General features: G+C 38.8%; 26 protein-coding genes. 22 read left to right on the top strand and 4 right to left on the bottom strand.

Annotated features, from left to right (window positions below; all coding sequences use genetic code 11):
* Positions 1 to 10 precede the first annotated feature (10 nt).
* The 11 genes from mraY (at position 11) to ACYQ35_RS05900 (ending at position 10,906) form a co-directional block, all read left to right on the top strand.
* Complete coding sequence (mraY, locus tag ACYQ35_RS05950) at positions 11 to 967, top strand: phospho-N-acetylmuramoyl-pentapeptide-transferase (protein WP_009460497.1); 957 nt, start codon at positions 11 to 13, stop codon at positions 965 to 967.
* 13 nt (positions 968 to 980) lie between these two features.
* Positions 981 to 2,336: a UDP-N-acetylmuramoyl-L-alanine--D-glutamate ligase gene (murD, locus tag ACYQ35_RS05945; protein WP_459831138.1), complete on the top strand. Its 1,356-nt coding sequence runs from the start codon at positions 981 to 983 to the stop codon at positions 2,334 to 2,336.
* Positions 2,337 to 2,351: 15 nt separating this feature from the next.
* Positions 2,352 to 3,437: a putative lipid II flippase FtsW gene (ftsW, locus tag ACYQ35_RS05940; RefSeq protein ID WP_459831135.1), complete on the top strand. Its 1,086-nt coding sequence runs from the start codon at positions 2,352 to 2,354 to the stop codon at positions 3,435 to 3,437.
* A 21-nt stretch (positions 3,438 to 3,458) separates the two neighbouring features.
* The gene (locus ACYQ35_RS05935; protein ID WP_459831133.1) at positions 3,459 to 4,193 is read left to right on the top strand and encodes a cell division protein FtsQ/DivIB; all 735 of its coding nucleotides are present in this window, start codon (positions 3,459 to 3,461) and stop codon (positions 4,191 to 4,193) included.
* Between the two features lie 159 nt (positions 4,194 to 4,352).
* Positions 4,353 to 5,582, top strand: a complete 1,230-nt coding sequence (gene ftsZ / locus ACYQ35_RS05930; RefSeq protein WP_459831130.1) for a cell division protein FtsZ — start codon at positions 4,353 to 4,355, stop codon at positions 5,580 to 5,582.
* 171 nt (positions 5,583 to 5,753) lie between these two features.
* On the top strand, positions 5,754 to 6,536 hold the full coding sequence (locus ACYQ35_RS05925; RefSeq protein WP_459831127.1) for a sigma-E processing peptidase SpoIIGA: 783 nt from the start codon (positions 5,754 to 5,756) through the stop codon (positions 6,534 to 6,536).
* Positions 6,537 to 6,548: 12 nt separating this feature from the next.
* A complete protein-coding gene (sigE, locus tag ACYQ35_RS05920; RefSeq protein ID WP_459831125.1) occupies positions 6,549 to 7,289 on the top strand; it encodes an RNA polymerase sporulation sigma factor SigE in 741 nt (246 codons plus the stop codon).
* 79 nt (positions 7,290 to 7,368) lie between these two features.
* Positions 7,369 to 8,976 carry an MBL fold metallo-hydrolase RNA specificity domain-containing protein gene (locus ACYQ35_RS05915; protein WP_459831123.1) on the top strand — a complete coding sequence of 536 codons (1,608 nt, stop codon included), beginning with the start codon at positions 7,369 to 7,371 and terminating at the stop codon, positions 8,974 to 8,976.
* Between the two features lie 99 nt (positions 8,977 to 9,075).
* Positions 9,076 to 9,855, top strand: coding sequence for an RNA polymerase sporulation sigma factor SigG (gene sigG, locus ACYQ35_RS05910; protein ID WP_009460505.1), 780 nt, complete (start codon positions 9,076 to 9,078; stop codon positions 9,853 to 9,855).
* A gap of 107 nt (positions 9,856 to 9,962) precedes the next feature.
* Positions 9,963 to 10,613, top strand: coding sequence for an HAD family hydrolase (locus tag ACYQ35_RS05905; protein ID WP_009460506.1), 651 nt, complete (start codon positions 9,963 to 9,965; stop codon positions 10,611 to 10,613).
* Positions 10,614 to 10,642: 29 nt separating this feature from the next.
* Positions 10,643 to 10,906, top strand: coding sequence for a glyoxalase (locus ACYQ35_RS05900; protein WP_009460507.1), 264 nt, complete (start codon positions 10,643 to 10,645; stop codon positions 10,904 to 10,906).
* 202 nt (positions 10,907 to 11,108) lie between these two features.
* Here the strand turns inward: ACYQ35_RS05900 and ACYQ35_RS05895 are convergent, their stop codons facing one another.
* Both ACYQ35_RS05895 and ACYQ35_RS05890 read right to left on the bottom strand, forming a co-directional pair.
* Complete coding sequence (locus ACYQ35_RS05895; protein WP_459831119.1) at positions 11,109 to 11,591, bottom strand: DUF3955 domain-containing protein; 483 nt, start codon at positions 11,589 to 11,591, stop codon at positions 11,109 to 11,111.
* Between the two features lie 232 nt (positions 11,592 to 11,823).
* Entirely contained in the window at positions 11,824 to 11,997 is a 174-nt protein-coding gene (locus ACYQ35_RS05890) for a hypothetical protein (RefSeq protein ID WP_459831117.1), read from the bottom strand.
* A 157-nt stretch (positions 11,998 to 12,154) separates the two neighbouring features.
* Here ACYQ35_RS05890 and ACYQ35_RS05885 point away from each other — a divergent pair, with 157 nt between their 5' ends.
* The 3 genes from ACYQ35_RS05885 (at position 12,155) to ACYQ35_RS05875 (ending at position 13,791) form a co-directional block, all read left to right on the top strand.
* On the top strand, positions 12,155 to 13,021 hold the full coding sequence (locus ACYQ35_RS05885; protein ID WP_009460510.1) for an Rpn family recombination-promoting nuclease/putative transposase: 867 nt from the start codon (positions 12,155 to 12,157) through the stop codon (positions 13,019 to 13,021).
* Positions 13,022 to 13,189: 168 nt separating this feature from the next.
* A complete protein-coding gene (locus ACYQ35_RS05880; protein ID WP_009460511.1) occupies positions 13,190 to 13,609 on the top strand; it encodes a nuclear transport factor 2 family protein in 420 nt (139 codons plus the stop codon).
* A gap of 29 nt (positions 13,610 to 13,638) precedes the next feature.
* Complete coding sequence (locus ACYQ35_RS05875; protein WP_459831164.1) at positions 13,639 to 13,791, top strand: hypothetical protein; 153 nt, start codon at positions 13,639 to 13,641, stop codon at positions 13,789 to 13,791.
* A gap of 44 nt (positions 13,792 to 13,835) precedes the next feature.
* Here ACYQ35_RS05875 and ACYQ35_RS05870 read toward each other — a convergent pair whose 3' ends face one another.
* Entirely contained in the window at positions 13,836 to 14,267 is a 432-nt protein-coding gene (locus tag ACYQ35_RS05870; protein ID WP_009460513.1) for an FMN-binding protein, read from the bottom strand.
* 150 nt (positions 14,268 to 14,417) lie between these two features.
* Between ACYQ35_RS05870 and pth the strand changes: the two genes are divergently transcribed.
* The 3 genes from pth to ACYQ35_RS05855 are packed head-to-tail and all read left to right on the top strand — an operon-like array spanning position 14,418 to position 19,431.
* Positions 14,418 to 14,990 (top strand): aminoacyl-tRNA hydrolase, encoded by a 573-nt coding sequence (gene pth / locus ACYQ35_RS05865; RefSeq protein ID WP_459831113.1) that lies wholly within the window; start codon positions 14,418 to 14,420, stop codon positions 14,988 to 14,990.
* A gap of 14 nt (positions 14,991 to 15,004) precedes the next feature.
* Positions 15,005 to 18,343, top strand: coding sequence for a transcription-repair coupling factor (mfd, locus tag ACYQ35_RS05860; RefSeq protein ID WP_459831111.1), 3,339 nt, complete (start codon positions 15,005 to 15,007; stop codon positions 18,341 to 18,343).
* Between the two features lie 47 nt (positions 18,344 to 18,390).
* On the top strand, positions 18,391 to 19,431 hold the full coding sequence (locus tag ACYQ35_RS05855) for a peptidylprolyl isomerase (RefSeq protein WP_009460516.1): 1,041 nt from the start codon (positions 18,391 to 18,393) through the stop codon (positions 19,429 to 19,431).
* Between the two features lie 43 nt (positions 19,432 to 19,474).
* On the opposite strand, the gene ACYQ35_RS05850 is transcribed toward ACYQ35_RS05855, so the two are convergent.
* Positions 19,475 to 19,921, bottom strand: a complete 447-nt coding sequence (locus tag ACYQ35_RS05850) for a GatB/YqeY domain-containing protein (RefSeq protein WP_009460517.1) — start codon at positions 19,919 to 19,921, stop codon at positions 19,475 to 19,477.
* Positions 19,922 to 20,067: 146 nt separating this feature from the next.
* Between ACYQ35_RS05850 and spoVT the strand changes: the two genes are divergently transcribed.
* The 5 genes from spoVT (at position 20,068) to ACYQ35_RS05825 (ending at position 24,991) form a co-directional block, all read left to right on the top strand.
* Positions 20,068 to 20,616 (top strand): stage V sporulation protein T, encoded by a 549-nt coding sequence (spoVT, locus tag ACYQ35_RS05845; protein WP_459831107.1) that lies wholly within the window; start codon positions 20,068 to 20,070, stop codon positions 20,614 to 20,616.
* Positions 20,617 to 20,678: 62 nt separating this feature from the next.
* Positions 20,679 to 21,053, top strand: coding sequence for a TIGR04086 family membrane protein (locus ACYQ35_RS05840; protein WP_009460519.1), 375 nt, complete (start codon positions 20,679 to 20,681; stop codon positions 21,051 to 21,053).
* A gap of 155 nt (positions 21,054 to 21,208) precedes the next feature.
* Positions 21,209 to 21,352: a six-cysteine ranthipeptide SCIFF gene (scfA, locus tag ACYQ35_RS05835; protein ID WP_009460520.1), complete on the top strand. Its 144-nt coding sequence runs from the start codon at positions 21,209 to 21,211 to the stop codon at positions 21,350 to 21,352.
* 93 nt (positions 21,353 to 21,445) lie between these two features.
* Positions 21,446 to 22,849 (top strand): thioether cross-link-forming SCIFF peptide maturase, encoded by a 1,404-nt coding sequence (gene scfB, locus ACYQ35_RS05830; RefSeq protein WP_459831102.1) that lies wholly within the window; start codon positions 21,446 to 21,448, stop codon positions 22,847 to 22,849.
* A 3-nt stretch (positions 22,850 to 22,852) separates the two neighbouring features.
* Complete coding sequence (locus ACYQ35_RS05825; protein ID WP_009460522.1) at positions 22,853 to 24,991, top strand: protein translocase subunit SecDF; 2,139 nt, start codon at positions 22,853 to 22,855, stop codon at positions 24,989 to 24,991.
* The last annotated feature ends 34 nt before the right edge of the window (positions 24,992 to 25,025 follow it).

The following is a 25,025-nucleotide window of genomic DNA, read 5'->3' as shown; positions in this document are numbered from 1 at the left end:
GAGGTGCGATATGGAGTATAATATTGTGATACCGGTGCTTGTGGCATTCGGATTAAGTGTGTTGTTAGGACCGGTTGTTATACCGTTTTTAAGAAAACTGAAAATGGGGCAGACGGAACGTGTGGACGGAGTACAGTCACATTTGAAAAAAGCAGGTACACCTACAATGGGTGGAGTGATTATTTTAGTCAGTGTGGCAATTACATCTGTTTTTTATATCGGGGACTATCCGAAGATTATTCCGATTTTGTTTGTGACACTTGGATTTGGATTGATTGGATTTCTTGATGATTATCTGAAAGTTGTAATGAAACGTTCTGACGGACTTTTCCCGAAACAGAAAATGGCATTACAGATTCTCGTGACGGCTGTATTTGCCTACTACATGGTGAATTTTACCGATGTGTCTTTGGATATGGTTATTCCATTTACAAACGGTAAGACGTGGGATATCGGCTGGCTAGCCATTCCGCTTTTATTTATCGTTGTTATCGGAACGGTAAACGGGGTGAATTTTACAGACGGATTGGACGGTTTGGCGTCGAGCGTGACGGTGTTGGTTGCAACATTTTTTACGGTTGTTGCAATCGGTACAAAGAGTGGTATCGAACCGATTACGTGTGCGGTAGTCGGAGCGCTGCTTGGATTTCTTCTGTTTAACGTTTATCCGGCAAGTGTGTTCATGGGAGATACGGGTTCTCTCGCTTTAGGAGGGTTTGTTGCTTCCACGGCATATATGCTTCAAATGCCTATCTTTATTGTGATTGTGGGACTGATTTATCTGGTGGAAGTCCTTTCGGTCATGATACAGGTGACATATTTCAAGAAAACAGGCGGAAAACGTATTTTCAAAATGGCACCTATTCATCACCATTTTGAATTGTGCGGCTGGTCTGAGACAAGGGTTGTTGCAGTGTTTTCCATTATTACGGCAATTCTCTGTTTGATTGCACTTATTGCAATGTAGGGGGCAGGGAATTATGGATTTGAGAAACAAAAAAGTACTTGTTTTCGGTTCGGGCATAAGCGGTATCGGAGCAGCGAGATTATTGGAGCAGCAGGGAGCGGACGTTATTTTATATGACGGAAAAGAAACCCTTGATAAAGAGGAACTGAGAAAGAAAATCGGTGCAGGCAGTAAGGCACAGATTCTTTTGGGAACATTGAGAGATGAAGTTATTGAAACGTTAGACAGCGTTGTGATGAGTCCGGGAGTTCCTACGGATTTACCTATTGTAAATAAAATAAGAGAAAAGGGCATATGTATCTGGGGCGAGATTGAACTTGCCTACCGTGTCGGCGGGGGAGATGTTCTTGCGATTACGGGGACGAATGGGAAGACAACGACAACCGCCCTTCTCGGAGAGATAATGAAAGCGTGGAAAGACAGTGTGTACGTTGTGGGGAATATCGGCACACCATACACTTCCATAGCGGCCGAGACGAGGGAAGATTCGGTGATCGTGGCGGAAATCAGCAGTTTTCAACTGGAGACTGTTGATGCGTTCAGACCGAAGGTGAGCGCTATTTTAAATATTACGCCGGATCATTTGGACAGACATCACACAATGCGGGCGTATATAGAGGCGAAAGAAACGATTGCCAAAAATCAGACGGCTGAGGACGTATGCGTTTTAAACTATGAAGATGAGGAAACGAGAAAATTTGGTGAAAAGACAGAAGCGACAGTTCTATATTTCAGCAGCCGGCGTAAACTAGATAGAGGTGTTTATTTGGAAGACGGCACTATCATTTATGCAGAAAATGGAAACCGTACAACTATCTGTCATGTGGACGAATTAAAACTGTTGGGAGTACATAATTATGAGAATATTATGGCAGCAGTGGCAATGTCGCTTGCCTATCATGTTCCGGTGGACATTATCAGACAGAGCGTGAAAGCGTTCGGCGGAGTGGAACATCGAATCGAATATGTATGTGAAAAAAATGGCGTAGTCTATTACAACGATTCAAAGGGAACGAATCCCGATGCGGCAATAAAAGCTATTTCTGCGATGAAGAGACCGACATATCTGATTGGAGGCGGATACGACAAAAATGCGTCTTATGAGGAATGGATAGAAAGTTTTGACGGAAAGGTACAAAAACTTGTGCTGATTGGACAGACGAAAGAGAAGATAGAGGAGACGGCAAAGAGATGCGGTTTTACAGATACGATACTTGCGGAGACTTTGGAAGAGGCGGTGTCAATCTGTGCAGAACTGTCGAGAGAAGGAGAAGCAGTATTACTCTCACCTGCATGTGCAAGTTGGGGAATGTTTAAAAATTATGAAGAACGTGGAGATAAATTCAAAGAACTTGTAAATGATTTATAAGGAGTTGATTCACGGGTGTCCCGGAAGAGTAAAAAAGGAAGGTATGATTACAGCCTTCTGACAGCGGTATTTCTTCTTGTTGGAATTGGACTGGTTATCTTATATAGTACAAGTGCCTACAACGGAGAGGTGAAATTCCACGATTCATTTTATTACTTAAAGAAACAGGCTTTTGCAACAATATTAGGTATTATTTTAATGTTTGCAATGGCAAATATAGATTATCACATATGGCAGCATTTTGCAGTATTTGCTTATATTGTGGCGTTGATTTTATCGACGGCAGTGCTGTTTATCGGTGATGAATATAACGGTTCTAAAAGATGGTTATCTTTGGGGCCGTTTTCTTTTCAGCCGTCGGAGTATGCGAAAGTAGCGTTGATTCTATTTCTGTCCTATATCGTAATGAAAAATGTAAAGAAAATTGATAAAGTGAGGACGTTGATAAAGATTATTGGAAGTATTCTTCCGATAGTGGCGTTGGTTGGTTCTAATAATTTAAGTACTGCAGTAATTATACTGGGTATTGCGATTATTTTGATTTTTGTTTCCAGTCCGAAATATACACAGTTTATTACGATGGGGATTTTGGCGGTAGGTTTTCTTGGAATATTTTTGGCGCTGGAAAGTTATCGGTTAGAAAGGCTTGCGATTTGGCGGAACCCGGAAAAGTACGAGAAGGGGTACCAGACTCTACAGGGGCTGTATGCCATCGGTTCGGGAGGGCTTTTTGGCAGGGGGCTTGGATCAAGCATTCAGAAACTGGGATTTGTTCCGGAGGCGCAAAATGATATGATTTTTTCCATTATTTGTGAGGAACTGGGACTTTTTGGGGCAATTTTTATTATTGTACTGTTTATGATATTGATATGGCGCTTTTTTGTTATCGCAACACATGCGAAAGATTTATTTGGGGCGCTGATTGCCACCGGCGCAATGGGGCATATTATGATTCAGGTTATTCTGAATATTGCCGTTGTAACCAATTCCATACCAAATACGGGAATTACTTTGCCCTTTATCAGTTATGGGGGAACTTCAGTTATGTTTCTTTTACTGGAAATGGGGCTTGTACTAAGTGTATCTAATCTGATAGAATAGAAGAGATACAGGAGGAGTATAATGAAAAAACAGAAGAAAACAAGTCATACGCTGTATGCGTTTACCGTATTAATATTGGGGATTTTAATTATTGTTATGTCGGTTTTACTTCTTTTTCATGTGCATACAATAGAAGTAACCGGAAACAAATATATAAATAGCAGTGAAATTGGTGAGAGCATACAAAAAAGCAGCAAAACGAAAAATTCTTTATACCTTTTAGGGAAAAATCTGATGGGGAAAATAGACTATCCAAAAGCGGTTGTCTCTGCCAAAATAAGACTGAAAACTCCGTGGAGTATCAGAGTGGAAGTCAAAGAAAAGGAGATTACGGCGTATGCGGTCATTGATGACGAGTATGTCTATTTCGATGAAGAAGGAACCGTATTGTCAAAATCAGTTGTGCTTATGGAAGGAATCCCCTGTATAGAAGGAATTTCCGCAAATGCTGAACTTTACAAAAAACTTCTGGTGAAAGAGGAGAGGCTTTTTAGAAATATTGATACAATGCTAAAGGCGTTGGACGAATGGAAAATTAAGCCGGATCGGATTGTGAGTGAAGGGGCGGATTTAACTATTTACATAGAAAAAGTCTGTGTCACCTTGGGAAGTGGAAGTATGGAAGAAAAAATAAGTCAATTGCCACCTATTCTGACAAAATTGGAAGGAAAAACAGGGACGCTGGACTTAAGGCATTACGGTGAAGCGACGGAAATGATAACTTTTAAAGAGGGAGAATTACCAAAAAAGGAATAAGAAAAGACTGATAAGAAATAAAATGTACAAAAAATAAGAAAATAGGAAAAATTCTATTGATTATTTGACGAAAAGTAGATATTATATACCTATATGGTTGAAACTGCCAACTTGCAGGGAAGTATAAGGCGAATAAGGAACACAAAGGAGGAGAAACTCTTGTTAGAAATTAAAACAAATGAATCAGACGCAGCAGCAAAAATAATTGTAGTTGGTGTAGGCGGTGGCGGTAATAATGCTGTAAACCGAATGATAGATGAACAGATCGCTGGAGTAGAATTTATTGCAATTAATACAGATAAACAGGCATTGCAATTATGTAAAGCACCAACACTTATGCAGATAGGGGATAAACTTACTAAAGGACTTGGTGCAGGAGCAAAACCTGAAGTAGGAGAGAAAGCAGCAGAAGAAAGTGCAGAAGAAATTGCTTCAGCACTCAAAGGAGCAGACATGGTGTTTGTTACTTGCGGTATGGGAGGCGGTACAGGTACAGGTGCCACACCGGTTGTAGCACGTATCGCAAAAGAGCAGGGAGCATTGACAGTAGGTGTAGTTACAAAACCTTTCCGTTTTGAATCAAAAGCACGTATGAATAACGCTCTTGCCGGAATTGAAAAATTAAAAGAAAATGTTGACACACTCATCGTTATTCCAAACGATAAATTATTGGAGATTGTTGACAGAAGAACAACTATGCCGGAGGCATTGAAGAAAGCGGACGAAGTGTTACAGCAGGGTATTCAGGGTATTACAGACTTAATTAATGTACCTTCATTAATTAACCTTGACTTTGCAGATGTGCAGACAGTAATGGTTGATAAAGGTATCGCACATATCGGTATCGGTAAAGGAAAAGGCGAAGAGAAAGCGCTTGATGCTGTTAAAGAGGCAGTTGCCAGTCCTCTTCTTGAAACGACTATTGCAGGGGCTTCACATGTTATTATCAATGTATCCGGAGATATTTCTCTTATGGACGCAAGTGATGCGGCAGAGTATGTTCAGGAATTGGCAGGAGAAGAAGCAAACATTATCTTCGGTGCTATGTACGATGATACTAAACAGGACGAGGCGACTATTACAGTTATCGCAACAGGACTTCACAATGTAGGTGGTGCTACTTCTAAATTAAAACAGAGATTAGAAGGACAGAAAGCAGCATTCCATCAGACAATTCAACCAAAAGAAGAGGTACAGTCACCGAAAGTTGACTTAGTTAAAAATGTTGCTCATACACAGTTCCAGAGTCAGACTGCAAACCATACAGGCAGCGCTAACAATGAACAGAGGACATATGGTGGAGCGACACCGACTCTTCAGACACCAAAAGTGCCAACAAGTACAGTAAAAGAACAGTCTATTAAAATTCCTGATTTCTTTAAGAGATAGGAAATGATAAAGGGAAAGAACTATCATGAAAGATTTGTGATAGTTCTTTTTTTATTGCTCTTTTGACTTGTTTTGTCGAAAAAAAATCAAGTCGGGTTTTCATTATACGACATTTTTCTCGCGGCCTGCAATTTATAATGAATATGTTGCCGGAGAGAAAGAAGGTGGGCGATGTACTATGAGTTATATGTAGATGTATTTTTTTTAGTCAATTTTATGATGGACTTTTTACTTCTTCTGATTGCAAGAAAGATATTAAAATGTTCTGCCACACATGGAAATATCTGTCTGGGAAGTTTGGTGGGAAGCCTGCTGACATGTTTTGTAGTTGTGCTTCCCGTAAGAAGTGCAATATTGAAATTAATGCTATTTCATATAGTTATTAATGTATTAATGATTTACATAGGCTTGCGGGTACATACTCTTCGGGAGATTGTTCGGGCATGGATAGCATTATATATCGGAGGATTTTTGTTGGGAGGAGTATTCACTTATTTTCAGCAGTATTTGAAGATGGGCAGTTTGTTTTTTGCCGTTGCGGTATTCAGTTACTGGATTGTGCAGGGAATATGGGCCTTCGTTGTATGTATGCAGAAGGTAAAACAAAATGAATGTAATGTTACATTATATCAGAATGGGGAGAAATGTACCCTCCATGCCTTGATTGATACGGGGAATAGTCTTTCAGATCCTTTGACAAAACAGCCGGTATGTATTGTGGAGTACGAGGCAGTGAAAACGTGGCTGAATGAAGATGAAGTGAAAAATTTAAGACGTATATTTTTCCATTCCATAGGAAAGGAGTGCGGAACGCTTCCCGTACTGGAATTGGAAAAAATGTGCATACATAATGAAAAAGAATGTTGGGTAATGAAACCGATTGTTGCAGTGTGCGAAAATAAAATTTCAGCAGATGAAGAATACGGAATGATTTTAAATCCCGATATATTTTAGGAGGAAAAAAGAATGGTCATAAAAGTAGCAGTACCAAATCAATTTAAGTTAAAAGTAATATCAAATTTTCGGACGTTTTTGTTTCCGGAAAAGAGAGATATTCATTATATAGGAGGTTCGGACGTGCTTCCGGCACCTTTGGAAACAGAGGAGGAGACGGCAGTCATTGAAAAACTTGGGACAGAAACGGACGATGTGGCGAAAAAGACTTTGATAGAACATAATCTTCGATTAGTTGTTTACATAGCGAAGAAATTTGATAATACGGGAGTTGGAGTGGAAGATTTGATTTCCATAGGAACGATAGGGTTGATTAAAGCGATTAATACGTTTAATCCGATGAAAAATATTAAATTAGCTACATATGCGTCCAGATGTATTGAAAATGAAATTTTAATGTATCTGAGAAGAAATAATAAAACGAGATTAGAAGTGTCAATTGATGAGCCGTTAAATGTGGACTGGGACGGAAATGAATTGTTATTGTCAGATATTTTAGGGACAGAGGAAGACACGATTTACAGGGATTTGGAAACAGAAGTGGAGAGAAAATTGCTGATGAAGGCAATAAACCGATTATCCAACCGTGAGAAGACTATTGTGCAGATGAGATTTGGAATCGGAACGAAAGACGGTGAGGAGAAAACGCAGAAAGAGGTTGCAGATATATTGGGGATTTCCCAATCATATATCTCCAGACTGGAGAAAAAAATTATGCAGCGGTTAAAACGAGAAATTGTGAGATATGAATAAATAAAAATATTAAATATTGAAAAAGTAATATCTATTTCAAATAAAAAGTGCTACAATAAGAAGAAAAGGGGTTGAGATTATGAAACTGACATTTATCGGAGCAGCACACGAAGTGACGGGAAGTTGCCATTTGTTGGAGGCTTGTAACAAAACTATCCTGATCGATTGTGGTATGGAACAGGGACCGGATTTATATGAAAATCAGGAATTGCCGATTGTGCCGGGTGATATTGATTGTGTTCTGCTGACACATGCTCACATAGACCATTCGGGACTCATACCGATGCTTTGTAAGCAGGGGTTTAAAGGACAGATAGTTACGACGTTCGCCACATCGGATTTGTGCAACATTATGCTGCGTGACAGTGCGCACATTCAGGAATTTGAAGCAGAGTGGAGAAACCGTAAGGCCAGACGTGCCGGCGCGGCTTTATATGAACCTCTCTATGAAATGCAGGACGCATTAGACGCGATAGAACTTTTGGCGCCGTGTGATTATGACCAGAAAATAGAACTTTATGACGGTATATCTGTTCGTTTTACGGATATAGGACATCTGCTCGGTTCGGCCTGTGTGGAAATTTGGATTAGAGAAGAAGGGGTGGAGAAGAAAATTGTATTTTCCGGAGATGTGGGAAATATACATCAACCGATTATTAAAGACCCTACACAAGTAAAAGAAGCGGATTATGTTGTGATTGAATCTACATATGGAAACAGACTTCACGGTGATGAGACACCGGATTATATCGGAGAATTTACCCGTATATTAAACGAGACATTTGCAAGGGGAGGAAACGTTGTCATTCCGTCTTTTGCAGTGGGACGAACACAGGAACTTCTCTATTTTATCAGAGAGATAAAAGAGAAAAATCTGGTGACGGCATTTCCGAATTTTGAGGTGTATGTGGATAGCCCTCTCGCCATAGAGGCGACAAATGTATTTACTAAAAATACAAAAGGCTGTTTTGATGAAGATGCAATGAAACTGGTGGCGGAAGGAATCAACCCACTTGTTTTCCCGGGGTTGAAATTATCTACAACAAGCGATGATTCAAAAGCCATTAACTTTGATGAACGTCCGAAAGTAATTATTTCGGCATCAGGTATGTGTGAGGCGGGACGTATCAGGCATCATTTGAAACATAATCTGTGGAGACCGGAATGTACGATTTTATTTGTGGGCTATCAGGCTGTGGGAACTCTCGGAAGAAAATTGATTGAGGGAGCGCCTCTTGTAAAACTTTTTGGTGAGGAAATTGAAGTGAGCGCTCATATTGAAACGTTAAAGGGCATTAGCGGTCATGCGGATATGAGAGGGCTTTTAAACTGGCTTTCGGGATTTGAGACGGATATTCAGCATGTGTTCGTTGTACATGGGGAAGATGCGGTAACGGACGAATTTGCCAATACAATCACGGAGAAATTTGGTTATCCGGCATTTGCACCGTACTCAGGAGGCAGTGTAGATTTGGCTGCAAATGTTATCCTGAGTGAAGGTGTTAAAGTACGCAAGAAAGCGGAAGAGAAACCTTCTGCAATCCGTGCAATGACGGTATTTAACAGAGTTGTCATGGCAGGTAAACGACTGATGAGCGTTATTATGAAGAATGAAGGACTTGCCAATAAAGATTTGGCTAAGTTTGAAAGTCAGATTCAAAATCTTGCTGACAAGTGGGACAGATAGTTGTCAAGGGCTAAAAGTTTACTATAATTTTATAAAGAATGAATATAAGGAGCCATTTTGTAAATCCTTTTCTTATAAAGAAAATGAGGAGGTAACAAAATGGCTCTTAATAAAGTGGAAATATGCGGTGTAAATACGGCAAAACTTCCGCTTCTGAAAGAAGAAGAAAAAGAGGCGTTGTTTGTTCGGATAAAGGCGGGAGATGAAGAGGCAAAAGAGGAATATATTAAAGGTAATCTGCGGCTTGTATTAAGTGTGATCAAGAGATTTTCCAACAGTAATGAAAATCCTGACGATTTATTTCAGATTGGGTGTATTGGTTTGATTAAGGCAATCAATAACTTTAATACAGAGTTAAATGTAAAGTTTTCAACATATGCAGTGCCTATGATTATCGGGGAAATACGAAGATATATGAGAGATAATAATTCCATTAGGGTGAGCCGCTCGCTCAGGGATACGGCATATAAGGCGATATATGCAAAAGAGGGATACATGAAAACGCATTTAAAAGAGCCGACCATACAGGAGATTGCAAGCGAGATAGGAATTTCCAAAGAAGAAATTGTACAGGCATTAGATGCCATACAAATGCCGATGAGTCTGCACGAACCGATATATAACGATGGCGGAGACACCCTGTATGTGATGGATCAGATTAGTGATAAAAAGAATAAGGAAGAAAACTGGGTAGAAGAACTATCTTTGGCGGAGGCTATGGAACGTTTGGGAGAGCGGGAGAGAAAGATTATTCAAATGCGCTTTTTCGAGGGAAAAACTCAAATGGAGATAGCAAAAGAAATTCACATTTCTCAGGCGCAGGTAAGCAGGCTTGAGAAAAATGCTCTTGAATTTATGAAACAATATCTGGTGAATTAGAAGAAATGAAAAAGATGAAAAGTAAATTTTCATCTTTTTTGTGCAGTTTTTATGGTTGAATTTTAATGGAAACCATAATATTATAGTGGGTATAAAGGAGTGACACAATGTATAAAGTATGTATATTTGATTTAGACGGAACGCTGACAGATACATTGGAATCCATTACATATTCAGTGAATAAGACGTTAGATGAACTGGGATTTGCCAATATTACAATGGAGCAGTGCAGACAGTTTGTGGGTGACGGCGCAAGAGTGCTTATGGAACGTACGCTTCGGGCTGTTGGCGATGTTGAGTTGGAGAAAATTGAACGTGCAATGGAAATATATGGACGTATATTTGGAGAAAATTGTACATATCATGTAACTGCATATGAAGGGATTACGGATATGCTGGACCAATTGAAAGGACGTGGAATAAAGACGGCGGTTCTTTCTAATAAACCTCATCAGCAAAGTGTTGATGTGGTGGCGGAGATACTGGGAAAAGAAAGATTTTCCTGTGTGAACGGTCAGAGAGAAGGCGTGGAGAAAAAGCCGGATCCGGCAGGGGTATTTGAGATAATGCAATTTCTCGGTGCAACAAAAGAGGAATGTCTTTACATAGGAGATTCGGAAGTGGATATGGAAACGGCAAAACGAGCGGGACTTGTATCGGTCGGAGTATCTTGGGGATTTCGCGGCAGAGACATTTTACAGAACGCAGGAGCAGACTATATTATTGATAAACCATGTGAATTGTTAAAACTGGTATAATGAGAGAAGTGTTAAGGAGGACAAGAAAAATGTATGAATATGATGAAGAATGTTTACAGGTATTTTTAAAGAAGCAGGGACAGTTGTTTGATGAGCCGGTTGCGGAAACACTGGAGGAAGCGGAAGCGTTTCTTGAAGATTGTATGGCAGCGGTTGTAGATTCTATTGAGGAAGTCAGAGAGTATTTCGATGAAAGTGGTGCAGATGTAGACGGAATGTCGGAAGAAGAATTGGAAGATGCGTCAGAAGTATTTGCATTGCCGGACGGAAGATATTTAGTAGTGGAAGCGTAATGAGGGGCGGTCGAAAGACTGCTCTTTTTTTATGGAGAATTATTGTTTTTTTCTTTTTAGGCTTTGGTGTTCTCATAGGGAATTGCATAAGTAATTGTGCATGATAAGTTTTTAGTTATTCTCTAAACTGGAATTTTGCCAATCCATATGAATAATATTTTTCACATGGATTGGCAAAATTGCCTTGAAAATAGGGTTATAATTATGAGTTCCTATTTTTCAATTTGCTGATAAGTGTCGTTATACCAACTGTAATAAAAGAAATTAAACCACTAAACACGCATAAAAATCCAATTGGGATAAGAAAGAAATTCTCATGCAGTATTCCTTGTCCATCAATATATTCTACAGACATTCCCTTCACAAGAAGCAGTACGATTCCGATTAAAATCAAGAAACTACCTATAATCGAACACACCATATTATACCTGGCTCTTCTTGTTTCACTTCCATCTTTGATTACTTTTTCTGTCATGTTGTTCATTTCGTTTTCTCCTTTAATCAAATAATCCAGAGATATTTGAAATACATCAGACATCAAAATAAGCATTCCTATATCTGGAAGATTTTTGTTATTCTCCCAGTTTGAAACGGCTTGTCTACTCACATTCAGTTTCATAGCAAATTGTTCTTGTGTCAATTTTTCTTTTTGACGAATACTTTTAATTTGTTCTCCAAAATCCATGTATTTCACCTCCATATTTTCAGTCTATAATTCAACCAAGGTTTTTTCAAGAAAGTGACTCTTGCATATCAAAAATGCGGACGCAAGAACCTCTTGCATTACTATATTTAGGCTAATATTCCCTTCTCCAACATTTAAATTTTCCGTTTTATCTATTTCTTTTTTAACACCAAATTAGGGTGCATTGCCATTTTACCTTTACAACTTGAAATTTAGTTCTACAAGCTGGGATTTATCTTTCTTTTTTCTTATCCTGTCCTAATGCAATAAATCCAGCGGTAACAGCAAGGGCAAACATAATATCATGTTCTCCTAATGGGTCTGTTACTATGGAATAAATCAAAAACATCGTACAAATCAGTAATACTGCCAATATAACCCCGCGAACAATTTTTCTTTTTTCCATTGTATAACGCTCCTTTACAACTCTAAATTTATCTAGTTCTTCATACCCCATATTATACCAGTTCCATATATACACTACAATAAAATAATACTATTCAAACACGCTTTTATCTGCTACAATCAATCTATAGAATTCCTCTGTAAATGGAGGAAATTAGATGAAGAAACAACTAAAAAATCTTACCATCAAAGATAATTTTATGTTTGCAGCAGTGATGTTAGATGAGGAAAATTGCAAAGGCTTTTTAGAAAGAGCATTACAGATGAAAATTGACCGCGTGGAAGTCAGTGCGGAGAAAAATATCGTATATCACCCGGAGTATAAAGGTGTGCGGTTAGACGTATATGCAAAGGACGAAAACAATACCCGCTATAATGTGGAAATGCAGGTATCAACCCAAAGTTCATTAGGCTTGAGAAGCAGATATTATCAAAGCCAAATGGATATGGAAATGTTATTATCCGGTTCGGAATACGAAGAACTTCCAAAAAGTTATGTGATTTTTATCTGTGATTTTGACCCGTTTGGTGAAAGAAAATACAAATATACTTTTGAAATGGAATGTAAAGAAACAGCAAACGCCAAATTACAGGACAAAAGAAAGATTGTATTTTTAAGTACAAAAGGTAAAAATGCAGAAGAAGTGCCGGAGGAACTTGTCCGTTTTCTAGAGTTTGTAAAAGCAGACATAAAGGAAAGCCAAAATGATTTTCAAGATGAATATGTAAAGCAGTTGCAGAAGTTTGTAGAACATATCAAAAAAGATAGGGAAATGGAGGAACGCTTTATGCTTTTTGAAGAATTATTGAAAGAAGAAAGAAAATCAGGAAGAGAAGAAGGACGACAAGAGGGACGAGAAGGAATGGCTGAAGCCATAATTGTATTTCTGTCAAAATACGGAGAAGTTCCCGATACTCTTTCAGAAAAAATTAATGAAGAAAAAGATATGGAAGTATTAAAACAGTGGATAAAACTGTCTGTTGAAGTTGAATCAATAGAGGAATTTATTTCTAAAATATCTTAAGTTATTTCTAGGTAAATCAAATCTATAGCCCGCAAAACTGAGAAGGATTGCGGGCATAAATAAACAAGTCGTGCCAATTCAGGCGAATATTCAAAAAGAATGCAGAGGAATTCTATAAAAGTTTGCGTTATTATTTATGATGTTGTAAGATGAAACTGAGGTGATATTATGAATGAACGAGAAGGGATAATTCGTTTATGGTTTGATATGTGGTTATGTCAAAAAGATTTAGGAATTGATGAAATTTTTACGGAAGATGTTACTTATATTGAAAGTTGGGGACCTAAATACACAAATCGTTCCACAGTAAAACATTGGTTTGAAGAATGGAATACACGTGGAAAAGTCTATGAATGGGATATAAAACAATATTTTCATAAGGACAGTCAAACGGTTGTGGAATGGTACTTTAGAAATAAAATGAGTAATGGAGAGATAGAAGAATTTGATGGTGTTTCACTTGTTGAATGGACAGAAGAAAATAAAATTTGTTTTTTAAAGGAATTTGGTTGTAATCTGAATTTCTACAATCCTTATGAGAATGGGGATAAACCGCAGTTTACCAACAAAAAAACAAATTGGTTTTAGAGGGGGAACGAATATGTGATAGAATTGAAATGATTAAACAAGGAACAAATCCATATTTTGTAAAAGAATTGGAAACAGGATATGTTGTTATTGGTGATAATCAGCATTTCAAAGGATATACGTTGTTTTTATGTAAGGAACACAAAACAGAATTATTTCAATTGGAATATAATCAGAAATAAATTAATAAAGGTGACAATAAAAACTAAAAACCAAAAGCCGCAGTTTATTTGACTACGGCTTTTTCCAACGCTTTCTCAATGGCAGAAACAATCATTTGGGAAGTATACGGATTATCTTCGGGGTAAGTAAGGTTTTTAGTTGACTGTGATTCGCAGACCTGCTCGGCAATATTTTCGATTGTCGGCTGTAGCAGCGGATACATTGTCGTAACGGATTCGCTCAGGTTGACACAACGTATAGAGGTAATTTTCGACTGGTCTACCGTAACCTCTATTTCTAAATCCGTGTTATTTAGACTTACCGTAGATGTATAAATTCCGGGCGCGTACTCTTTTGTAGTGTCCAATGCTTTTTTATTTTTCGGGAAGAACATAAACACTAAAAGTAAAATAAAAAGAATTCCCAAAATGACAAAAATGGCAGTGTAAATGATTTCTTTCATATGCAGAACAACAATCTTTGTTTTTGAACTCATGAAGTCCCTCCTCATCTATATATATTAGAAAATGTATCATTTACTTTGTATAATATATGAATGGAAGAAAAAAATATTCATGTCATTGCGTGACAAATAGAAAATGTTCTTGTAGAATAGAAAAAGATAAAAAGAAAACGAGGTGGCGAAATGTACATTATTGTAGGGCTTGGAAATCCAACTTCCCAATATGAAGGAACACGTCATAATGTGGGATTTGATGTCATAGATGCAATTGCAGATAAATATAATATAACAATGGATATAAGAAAACACAGGGCTTTTTGCGGGAAAGGTATTATTGCGGGACAGAAAGTTATTTTAGCAAAACCGCAGACATACATGAATCTAAGCGGAGAGAGTGTGAGAAGTCTTGTAGATTATTTTAAGATTGATGAAGAACAGGAATTAATCGTAATTTATGATGATATAAGTCTTGATGTGGGACAACTCCGCATTCGCAAAAAAGGAAGTGCGGGAGGACATAATGGAATTAAAAATATCATTGCCCACTTGGGGCATTCTGTATTTCCGAGAATTAAAGTGGGAGTAGGTGAAAAACCGAAACAGTATGATTTGGCAGGCTATGTTTTGGGACATTTTTCCAAAGCGGAAAGAGAAGTCATGGAGGACGGCTATCAGAATGCGGTTAAGGCGATAGAGTTAATGGTTAATGATGAGATTGAAACGGCTATGAATGAGTTTAACAAGAAAACAAAATAGAAGAAGGAGGATATATGCAGGCTTTTGTAGAACCGCTTAAGGAACTGGCGGAGTTTGAAGAAATACAGAAAGAAAAGAAAAAACAAAAGGGAATGATACAGATTGCCGGTTGTGTCAATTCTCAAAAAACACATTTGATGTATGCTCTTGGCGATGATTCAACATATCGAATCATCGCTGTTTCAAGTGAAGCAAAAGCGAAACAGATTTACGAAGAATACAAGTTTTTAGACGAAAAAGTATACTATTATCCGCCGAAAGACCTTTTATTTTATCAGGCGGATTTGCGTGGAAAGGCGTTGGTAAAACAGAGGTTGGAAGTGATACAGGCGGTTTTGACAGAGGAAAAGGTGACTGTTATTACTGAGTTTGACGGATTTATGGATTCACTGTTACCGCTCCCAAAAATTCAAGAAAGAATTTTTACTCTGAAAGTCGGGGATACGGTAGATTTTGATTCGTTAAAAGAAAAAGTGGCAGCGCTTGGATATGACAGAGAGGTACAGATTGACGGCATGGGGCAGTTTGCCGTGCGTGGGGGGATTATTGATATTTACCCTTTGACGGAAGAAGTTCCGATTCGTATTGAATTTTGGGACGATGAGATTGACTCCATTCGTACATTTGATGTGGAGAGTCAGCGTTCCATAGAGAATCTTGAGGAGATTGTCATTTATCCGGCGACGGATTTTCCGGAAGAAGAGGGAAAAAGAGTTTCTTTTTTGGAATATTTTCCTGTAGAAGAAACGATGGTATTTTTAGATGAACCGGCAAGACTGATGGAAAAAGGAATGGGCGTGGAAGAAGAATATTTGGAAGCCCAGAAAAATCGTATGGAGGCAGGGTGTGAGATTTCAGACGTCAGAATACCGCTTTATCGGACAAAGCAGGTTATAGATAAGATGAATGAGTACTACTGTATAGGGTTTTCAGCGCTGGAAATACGGACGAGGGAGTTTAAGACAAATAATCTGTACAGTCTTCACACAAAGAGCGTCAATCCTTATAACAACAGTTTTGAGATGCTCACAAGAGACTTGAAACGGTTGAAACGAAACGGTTATCGGGTAATTCTTCTCTCGGGTTCAAGAACGAGGGCGAGACGTCTTGCGGAGGATTTACGAGATTATAATCTGAGTAGTTTTTATAGTGAGGAAAAAGACCGTCTTGTGCAGGAGGGAGAAATTTTAGTTTCTTTTGGTCATGTGGCCGAAGGATATGAGTATCCGATGTTGAAATTTACGGTGATTTCAGAGACGGACATTTTCGGAAAAGGAAAGAAAAAGCGTAAGCGAAAAGTTTATGAAGGGCAGAAGATACAAAGTTTCTCTGAACTGAAAATAGGAGATTATGTTGTCCATGAAAATCACGGTCTGGGGATATATCAGGGAATTGAAAAGATTGATGTGGATAAGACATCAAAAGACTATATGAAAATTTCCTATGCAGGGGGCGGAAATCTCTATATTCCTGCAACGCAGTTGGATTTGATTCAGAAATATGCAAGTGCAGATGCGAAGAAACCGAAGTTGAACCGTCTTGGCACGCAGGAGTGGACAAAGACGAAAACAAAAGTCAGAGGAGCAGTCAGGGAGATTGCGAAAGACCTTGTGGAATTATATGCGGCAAGACAGAGAGAGGAAGGTTTCGTGTACGGACCGGATACGGTTTGGCAGAAAGAATTTGAAGAAATGTTTCCGTTTGAGGAGACGGAGGATCAGATGTTAGCCATAGAGGCGACAAAGCGGGATATGGAAAGTAATAAAATCATGGATCGCCTGATCTGTGGGGACGTTGGCTACGGAAAAACGGAAGTGGCTATCCGGGCGGCATTTAAAGCGGTACAGGAAAATAAACAGGTCGTGTACTTGGTTCCTACAACGATTTTGGCTCAGCAGCATTACAATACGTTTGTACAGAGAATGAAAGAATTTCCCGTAAGAGTTGATTTAATGTGCCGTTTCCGTACACCGGCACAACAGAAAAAGACAATAGAGGATACGAAAAAAGGGTTAGTTGATATTATTGTAGGAACGCACAGAGTGTTGAGTGATGATCTGAAGTTTAAAGATTTGGGGCTTTTGATTATTGATGAGGAACAGCGTTTTGGTGTACAGCACAAAGAAAAGATTAAAAAGTTAAAGGAAAATATAGACGTATTGACACTGACGGCAACACCGATTCCAAGAACACTCCACATGAGTTTAATTGGCATCAGGGATATGAGCGTTCTGGAAGAAGCGCCGATGGACAGAATCCCTATTCAGACGTATGTCATGGAATACAACGATGAAATGGTGCGTGAAGCGATTCAGAGAGAACTGTCAAGACAGGGACAGGTTTATTATGTTTACAATAAAGTAAAAGACATTGAAGAGATTACGGACAGGATTCAAAGTCTTGTTCCGGAGGCGGCAGTGACTTATGCTCACGGGCAGATGAGTGAACATCAGTTGGAGAAAATTATGTATGATTTTATCAACGGTGAGATAGACGTTCTTGTGTCCACTACAATTATTGAGACGGGGCTTGACATTTCAAATGCAAATACAATGATTATTCACGAGGCGGATAAACTGGGACTTTCCCAACTGTATCAACTGCGTGGAAGGGTAGGACGTTCCAATCGAATGGCGTATGCGTTTATGCTGTATAAGCGAGACAAGTTATTGAAAGAAGTGGCAGAAAAGAGGCTTTCCGCAATCAGGGAATTTACTGATTTGGGATCGGGATTTAAAATTGCCATGCGTGATTTGGAAATCCGCGGTGCCGGTAATCTTCTTGGAGCGGAGCAGCATGGCCATATGGAGGCGGTTGGATATGATTTGTACTGTAAAATGTTAAATGAGGCAGTAAAACATTTGAAAGGAGAAATGGAAGAAGAGACTTACACGACGACGGTAGACTTAAATGTAGATGCCTATATTCCGTCTTCGTATATACCAAATGAGTATCAGAAACTGGATATTTACAAGAGAATCGCCAGTATTGAAAATGAGGAAGAAATGGACGATATGGTGGAAGAACTGATTGACCGTTTCGGAGATATTCCGAAAAAGGTGCAGCAGTTACTTCATATTGCTTCCGTGAAAGCGCTTGCCCACAGTGCGTATATTATTTCTATTGAACAAAAAGGTGAGCAATATAAATTCACCATGTATGAAAAAGCAAAAGTGTGTGCGGAGCGCATTCCGGTTCTTCTGCAGAAATATAAAGGAGATTTGACTTTTAAAATCGAGACAAATCCATACTTTATTTATCAGAAAAAGGGAAAGAACAAAAGAGAGAAAGATGAAAATATACTTGAATGTGTAAAAAGTGTGATAAGTGGGATAAAGGGATTGATAGAATAAGAAAAAAACGATATAATAATGAGGTTAGTAAAACTAAGGAGGACGTTATGGGTAATACAAGAAAGAAGATGGTTGCGTTGATGACAGTGGTCGCTATGTCTGCAACAGCAATTACAGGGTGCGGAAAAATAAATAACGAGGCGACATTAATGACGGTTGGCAAAGATAAGGTATCTATGGGAGTTGCAAACTTCTTTGCCAGATATCAGCAGGCGATGGCTGAGGCGCAATATGGCACATATATGGGCGATGATATGTGGGAATCAGAGATGGCGGAATCTGAAACAATGGAAGATACAATGAAGAAAAGAATTTTAGAGACGCTGAAAACTTTGTATGTACTGGAAGACCATATGAAAGATTACAAAGTGGAATTGACTGCTGAAGAGAAACAGAAGATTGATAAGACTGCGGAAGAATTTCTGAAAGCAAATAAAGACGCTGCGAAAGAAGTGGTTTCAGCAGATAAAGAGACGGTAAGCAGAGTGTTGGAACTTCTTACAATTCAGGACAAGATGAGAGAAGCGATGACGGCAGATGTTGATAAGAACGTAAGCGACGAAGAAGCAGCTCAAAAGAGTATGCAGTATGTATTTTTCACATTTACAAAGACGGAAGAAAATGGAACTTCTTCTACAATAAGCGATGATGAGAAAAAGACATTGAAAGAAAAAGCAACAAAATTCCAGGAAGGTGCAAAAACACAGGCAGATTTTGCGGCATATGCAAAAGAAAGCGGATATGAAGCGGTAACAAAAACATTTGACGCAGACGATGTTGATCCTTCAGAAGTTTTGATTAAAGAAGTTGACAAATTAAAAGCGGGAGAGATGACAGGCGTAGTTGAAGCGCCATCGGGATACTATGTTGCAAAAGTGACGAGCGTGTTGGACAGAAAAGCGACAGATGAAAAAAAACAGACAATTATTGCGGAACGTGAAAATAAGAAATACGAAGAATTAGTGGACAAATTCCTGAAAGATACGAAAATTGATGTAGACAACAAAGAGTGGAAGAAAATCAGTTTCTCTAAACAGAGAGTAACTTTAAAGACGGTTGAACAGCAGGAATCCACAGAACAGAAATAAGAGATAAAATAATGGGGCGGGATTTTAATCCCGCCCTAACTATTTAGTTCATCAAAGAGAGAAGTAAGTCGTTTACTAATTTTCCGTCGGCTTTCCCTTTCACTTTAGGCATTAACTCTTTCATAATCCGTCCTTTGTCTTTCGGTGTAGGAGCGTCGATGCCAAGTTCTGCGAGAGTGGCGTCGATAACGGATTTGATTTCCTCTTCACCCATCATCTTTGGTGCGTACTGCTCTAAAACGGCGAGACGTTTTTTACATTCATCAACAATTTCCGTGCGGTCGGCTGGTGTCATTTCTAAAGTTTCCTTTGTCTGTTTGATTTCTTTCATGATAACCTGTGTCTCTTCCTCGGCTGAGAGGTCGGCACGTTTTTCAATAGCTTTGTTTTTTAATGCGGATAAAAGCATGGATAAAGTCTCTTTTGTTTCTTTGTCCCCTGCTTTCATGGCAGTTACCATTGCACTTCTCACTTCGTCTATTTTACTCATTTTTCTACCTCCTTAAAATCATATACTTTCATTATAAAAGATGACCGGTTAAAGTCAATGTTTGTTTTTGTATTTCAAAATGAATAAAAATTTTCCATTTACAGATACTATTTCCAAATCGGAAAAGAATAATGGAGGAAAAGAAGATGAAAGCAACAGGGATTGTAAGAAGAATAGATGATTTGGGCAGAGTTGTTATTCCAAAAGAAATACGAAGAACATTAAGAATAAGAGAGGGCGATCCTCTGGAAATTTTTACGGACAGAAACGGTGAGGTTATTTTGAAAAAATATTCTCCAATCGGAGAATTGCACAGTGTTTCGTGCGAGTATGCGGATAGTTTGTCGGCGGCGACAGGGTATACGGTCTGTATTGCGGATACGGAGCAGATAGTTGCGGTTTCGGGAAGTGGGAAAAAATCTCTTTTAGAAAAAGGAATAACTCATGAATTAAGAAAAGTGATGGAAATGAGAAAATCTTTTGTGGCGGAGTGCGGAAGCAAAAACTATGTGAAAATTGTTGATGGAGAAATGCGTGAGTATACTTCTCAGGCGGTCAGTCCCGTCATATGTGGTGGGGACGTGATTGGAGCGGTTATTTTGCTTGACAAAAATGACGGTAAAAAATTTGGTGACTTAGAGAGGATACTGGCGCAGACAGGGGCCGGATTTTTAGGAAAACAAATGGAGCAGTAAAGGTATAAAACTCCTCGGACAATCATACATTGTGTTAGAACAGAGGTGAAGGAGGAGTTTTTGTGGGGAAGAAAGAGAAAAAAGAATCAAAAGGGATATGGCTGTTAAAGGCGTTGTTGGCAGGGTATGTGGTGACGGGGGTTCTGCTGATGATACTGGCACTTTTACTGTATAAAATAGATTTAGACGAGCAAAAAGTGACTATGGGAATTATTGCGACATATGTTATTTCCACTTTTACAGGCGGATTCATTATGGGAAAACTTGTCGAAGAACAGCGGTTCGTTTGGGGGCTTATTTTAGGCGTAATCTATTTTCTGCTGCTTTTTGCCGTTTCCTTTGCGGTCAATCATCAATTGCAGAGCAACGGAACAAATCTGATAACGACACTTTTACTCTGTGCGGGAGGCGGAATGCTTGGCGGAATGGTTTCATAACCCTTCGTTTACAAACAGGTTTTCGTTCGGGGTATGATAATTATTCAGCCGTGCAAACTCGAATTGACGGCTGAATAGTTGCAAAAAAGACTTTAAAAACGGAATGTACTGTGTTATAATGAAACAAGTTAATGTATAATCAAGGAGGAATTGATATGAAACACATCAAAACATTAAATGCACAGACATTAAATAATACAGTGAAAAAAGGTGGCTGTGGAGAATGTCAGACATCTTGCCAGTCAGCATGTAAGACATCATGCACAGTAGGAAATCAGACTTGCGAACAGAAGAAATAATAGCGATTGCATAGTCAGAACTGGGCAGCGGCTTCGGTCGCTGTTTTTTCTTGTTAAGGCAGAAAATGTTTACATAAGGAAAGGAGAAAAATTGTGATTCATCAGTACAAGAATAACGGGTACGATATTGTCTTAGATGTCAACAGCGGCTCTGTTCATGTGGTGGACGATATGTGTTACGATATTATCGACTATTTGAATAAACTAGGCGTGGAAGATAATATGGAATTGCTTGAGCAGAATGAAACGCTGGAGAAGATGGAAACGGACTTGGGAGAGACATATCCGGTGGAAGAGATTGCTGAGGCATTTGAAGATATTAAAGAACTTGTAAAAGCAGGACAATTATTCACAAAGGACGTTTACGAAGAATATATAGGAGAAGTGAAGAAAAGAAAGACAGTTGTAAAGGCGCTTTGCATTCACATTGCTCATGACTGTAACCTGGCCTGCAAATATTGTTTTGCGGAAGAAGGAGAATATCACGGACGAAGGGCGTTAATGTCATACGAAGTAGGGAAGAAAGCATTAGATTTTCTTATTGCAAATTCGGGTAACAGAAGAAATTTGGAAGTGGATTTCTTTGGCGGAGAACCATTAATGAATTGGCAGGTTGTAAAAGATTTAGTTGCCTACGGAAGAGAGCAGGAGAAAATACATAACAAAAACTTCAGATTCACTTTGACAACAAACGGTGTGCTTTTAAATGATGAAGTACAGGAATTTGTTAATAAAGAAATGGATAACGTGGTGTTAAGTCTGGACGGAAGAAAGGAAGTCAACGATAAGATGCGTCCTTTCAGAAATGGAAAAGGAAGTTACGATTTGATCGTTCCAAAATTCCAGAAACTTGCAGATAGCCGTAACCAGCAGAAATATTATATCAGAGGAACATTTACGAGAGATAATCTTGATTTTTCAAAAGACGTTTTGCATTTTGCGGATTTAGGATTTGAACAGATTTCCATTGAGCCGGTAGTGGGAGAAGAGAGTGATTTCTATTCGATTAGAGAAAAGGATCTTCCACAGATTTTTGAAGAGTATGATGCACTGGCAAAAGAAATGGTTAAACGTGAAAAAGAAGGAAAAGGATTTGCATTCTTCCACTTTATGCTTGATTTGGACGGAGGTCCTTGTGTTGCGAAACGTTTATCAGGTTGTGGTTCGGGAACGGAATATTTAGCTGTTACTCCGTGGGGAGATTTATATCCGTGTCATCAGTTTGTAGGTGAAGAAGATTTCCTTATGGGAAATGTCGATGAGGGAATTACGAAACCTGAAATTGCGGACGAATTCAGAGGCTGCAGTGTATATTCAAAAGAGAAATGTAAAAAATGCTTTGCGAAATTTTATTGCAGTGGCGGCTGCATGGCAAATTCATATAAATTCCACGGTTCTATTCACAATGCATACGATGTAAGTTGTGAAATGGAGAGAAAACGTGTGGAATGCGCAATTATGATAAAAGCTGCATTAGCAGATAAGGAAAGGGTGTAAAAAATGAAAAAAAGCAAAGGCGTCATCAGCCTGCTCCTAGTGACTGTTCTGACAGGACTTCTCGTATTCACAACAGCTGTCGGATTCGGAAGCGGACATATTGGGGCGGCAAAAAACATTAAGTTAGGTCTTGACCTGGCAGGAGGGGTAAGTATTACTTACCAGGCAAAAGGTGAAAAACCGACAGAAAAAGAAATGAGCGATACTGTTTACAAATTGCAGAAACGTGTTGAACAGTACAGCACGGAGGCAGGGGTTTACCAGGAAGGTGATGACCGTATCTCTATCGAGATCCCGGGTGTAACAGATGCAAACAAAGTGTTGGAAGAACTTGGAAAACCGGGTTCATTGGAATTCCAGGATTCTGAAGGAAACGTTGTATTGGATGGAACAGATGTTAAGAGTGCGACAGCACAGATTCAGGAAGATAATTCCGGAAATAAAAAGAACATGGTTTCGCTTGAGATGACAAAAGAAGGTAAAAAGAAATTTGCTGAGGCAACGGAGAAAAATTTAGGAAAGCCGATTTCCATCGTATATGACGGACAGGTTATCAGCAGTCCTACGGTAAACAGTGCAATTACAAACGGACAGGCTGTTATCGAAGGTTCATTTACATATGAGGAAGCGGAAGAACTTGCTTCAACTATCCGTATCGGTGGACTTCAGGTTGAGTTGGAAGAGATTAACTCAAGCGTTGTAGGTGCGCAGCTCGGTGAAGAAGCAATCAGCACGAGTTTGATGGCAGGTGCAATCGGATTGGCAATCATCTTTGTATTTATGTGTGCTGTATATCTCCTTCCGGGACTTGCTTCAAGTATTGCGTTATGCATTTACACAGGAATTATTCTTGTATTATTAAACGCATTTGACATTACATTAACATTACCGGGTATTGCAGGTATTATTCTCGGTATCGGTATGGCAGTAGATGCAAACGTTATTATCTTCGCCAGAGTAAAAGAAGAGTTGGGAGAAGGTAAAAATGTTAAGACAGCGTTGAAAAAAGGTTTCCAAAAAGCGTTATCTGCTATCTTAGATGGAAATATCACTACTTTAATCGCTGCTTTGGTATTGGGATTGAAAGGAACAGGTACTGTAAAAGGATTTGCACAGACATTGGCTTTAGGTATCGTTGTTTCTATGTTTACGGCGCTTGTTGTAACACGTATAATTATTTTTGCATTCTATGCAGTGGGACTTAAAAGCGAAAAATTATACGGCGTTCAGAAAGAAAGAAAAACAATTAATTTCCTCGGAAAGAGAAAAATTTGTTTTGCCGTTTCTATTGCGCTTGCATTGAGCGGTTTTGTAGCAATGGGCGTTCAGAAATCACAGGGTAATGATATTTTAAATTACAGCCTTGAATTTAAAGGCGGTACTTCAACAAATGTAACCTTTAATGAAGACTTCTCTATCAAAGAGTTAGATTCAAAAGTGACACCGGTTATTGAAAAAGTGACAGGTGACAAAAATGTGCAGATGCAGAAAGTTAAAGGAACAAAACAGGTTATCATAAAAACACAGGCATTGGATTTGGATAAACGTGAAGCGTTAAATAAAGCGCTTGTTGATAACTTTAAAGTAGATGAGAAAAAAATTACTTACAGCAACATCAGTTCAACGGTAAGTTCGGAAATGAGATCGGACGCTATTGTCGCCGTATTGATTGCAACGGTATGCATGCTTATTTACATTTGGCTGCGATTTAAAGACTTTAGATTTGCAAGCAGTGCGATTATTGCATTACTTCATGACGTATTAGTTGTATTGGCGTTCTATGCAATCGCAAGAGTTTCCGTTGGTAATACATTTATCGCATGTATGCTGACAATTGTCGGATATTCAATCAATGCGACGATCGTTATCTTCGACCGAATTCGTGAAGAATTAAAAGCAGGACGCAGAAAAGACAGTCTTGAAGATGTGGTTAATAAGAGTATTACACAGACACTCACAAGAAGTATTTATACATCATTTACAACATTTGTCATGGTAGCGGTACTTTATGTTTTAGGTGTAAGTTCTGTAAAAGAATTTGCAGCACCGCTTATGGTAGGTGTAGTTGTGGGAGCGTACTCATCAGTTTGCATCACAGGTTCATTGTGGTATGTACTGAAGAAAAAATTCGTGAAAAAATAAGAAAAAGACAGGACGGGGGATTGGTTAATCCCCC

The organism is Faecalimonas hominis, from assembly GCF_054660755.1.
The sequence above is the reverse complement of the archived record's forward strand: the minus strand, read 5'-3'. Positions and strand labels throughout refer to the sequence as shown.

Excerpts from the sequence above, each read along its gene's own strand:
- ACYQ35_RS05915 (WP_459831123.1), top strand. The coding sequence starts at position 7,369 with ATGAAACTGACATTTATCGGAGCAGCACACGAAGTGACGGGAAGTTGC.
- ACYQ35_RS05870 (WP_009460513.1), bottom strand. The coding sequence starts at position 14,267 with ATGAGTTCAAAAACAAAGATTGTTGTTCTGCATATGAAAGAAATCATT.
- spoVT (WP_459831107.1), top strand. The coding sequence starts at position 20,068 with ATGAAAGCAACAGGGATTGTAAGAAGAATAGATGATTTGGGCAGAGTT.
- ACYQ35_RS05885 (WP_009460510.1), top strand. The coding sequence starts at position 12,155 with ATGAAGAAACAACTAAAAAATCTTACCATCAAAGATAATTTTATGTTT.
- pth (WP_459831113.1), top strand. The coding sequence starts at position 14,418 with ATGTACATTATTGTAGGGCTTGGAAATCCAACTTCCCAATATGAAGGA.
- mraY (WP_009460497.1), top strand. The coding sequence starts at position 11 with ATGGAGTATAATATTGTGATACCGGTGCTTGTGGCATTCGGATTAAGT.
- ACYQ35_RS05850 (WP_009460517.1), bottom strand. The coding sequence starts at position 19,921 with ATGAGTAAAATAGACGAAGTGAGAAGTGCAATGGTAACTGCCATGAAA.
- ACYQ35_RS05855 (WP_009460516.1), top strand. The coding sequence starts at position 18,391 with ATGGGTAATACAAGAAAGAAGATGGTTGCGTTGATGACAGTGGTCGCT.
- sigE (WP_459831125.1), top strand. The coding sequence starts at position 6,549 with ATGGTCATAAAAGTAGCAGTACCAAATCAATTTAAGTTAAAAGTAATA.
- sigG (WP_009460505.1), top strand. The coding sequence starts at position 9,076 with ATGGCTCTTAATAAAGTGGAAATATGCGGTGTAAATACGGCAAAACTT.
- ACYQ35_RS05935 (WP_459831133.1), top strand. The coding sequence starts at position 3,459 with ATGAAAAAACAGAAGAAAACAAGTCATACGCTGTATGCGTTTACCGTA.
- murD (WP_459831138.1), top strand. The coding sequence starts at position 981 with ATGGATTTGAGAAACAAAAAAGTACTTGTTTTCGGTTCGGGCATAAGC.
- mfd (WP_459831111.1), top strand. The coding sequence starts at position 15,005 with ATGCAGGCTTTTGTAGAACCGCTTAAGGAACTGGCGGAGTTTGAAGAA.
- ACYQ35_RS05825 (WP_009460522.1), top strand. The coding sequence starts at position 22,853 with ATGAAAAAAAGCAAAGGCGTCATCAGCCTGCTCCTAGTGACTGTTCTG.
- ACYQ35_RS05875 (WP_459831164.1), top strand. The coding sequence starts at position 13,639 with ATGATTAAACAAGGAACAAATCCATATTTTGTAAAAGAATTGGAAACA.
- ACYQ35_RS05895 (WP_459831119.1), bottom strand. The coding sequence starts at position 11,591 with ATGGATTTTGGAGAACAAATTAAAAGTATTCGTCAAAAAGAAAAATTG.
- ACYQ35_RS05905 (WP_009460506.1), top strand. The coding sequence starts at position 9,963 with ATGTATAAAGTATGTATATTTGATTTAGACGGAACGCTGACAGATACA.
- ACYQ35_RS05925 (WP_459831127.1), top strand. The coding sequence starts at position 5,754 with ATGTACTATGAGTTATATGTAGATGTATTTTTTTTAGTCAATTTTATG.
- ACYQ35_RS05880 (WP_009460511.1), top strand. The coding sequence starts at position 13,190 with ATGAATGAACGAGAAGGGATAATTCGTTTATGGTTTGATATGTGGTTA.
- ACYQ35_RS05890 (WP_459831117.1), bottom strand. The coding sequence starts at position 11,997 with ATGGAAAAAAGAAAAATTGTTCGCGGGGTTATATTGGCAGTATTACTG.
- ACYQ35_RS05900 (WP_009460507.1), top strand. The coding sequence starts at position 10,643 with ATGTATGAATATGATGAAGAATGTTTACAGGTATTTTTAAAGAAGCAG.
- scfA (WP_009460520.1), top strand. The coding sequence starts at position 21,209 with ATGAAACACATCAAAACATTAAATGCACAGACATTAAATAATACAGTG.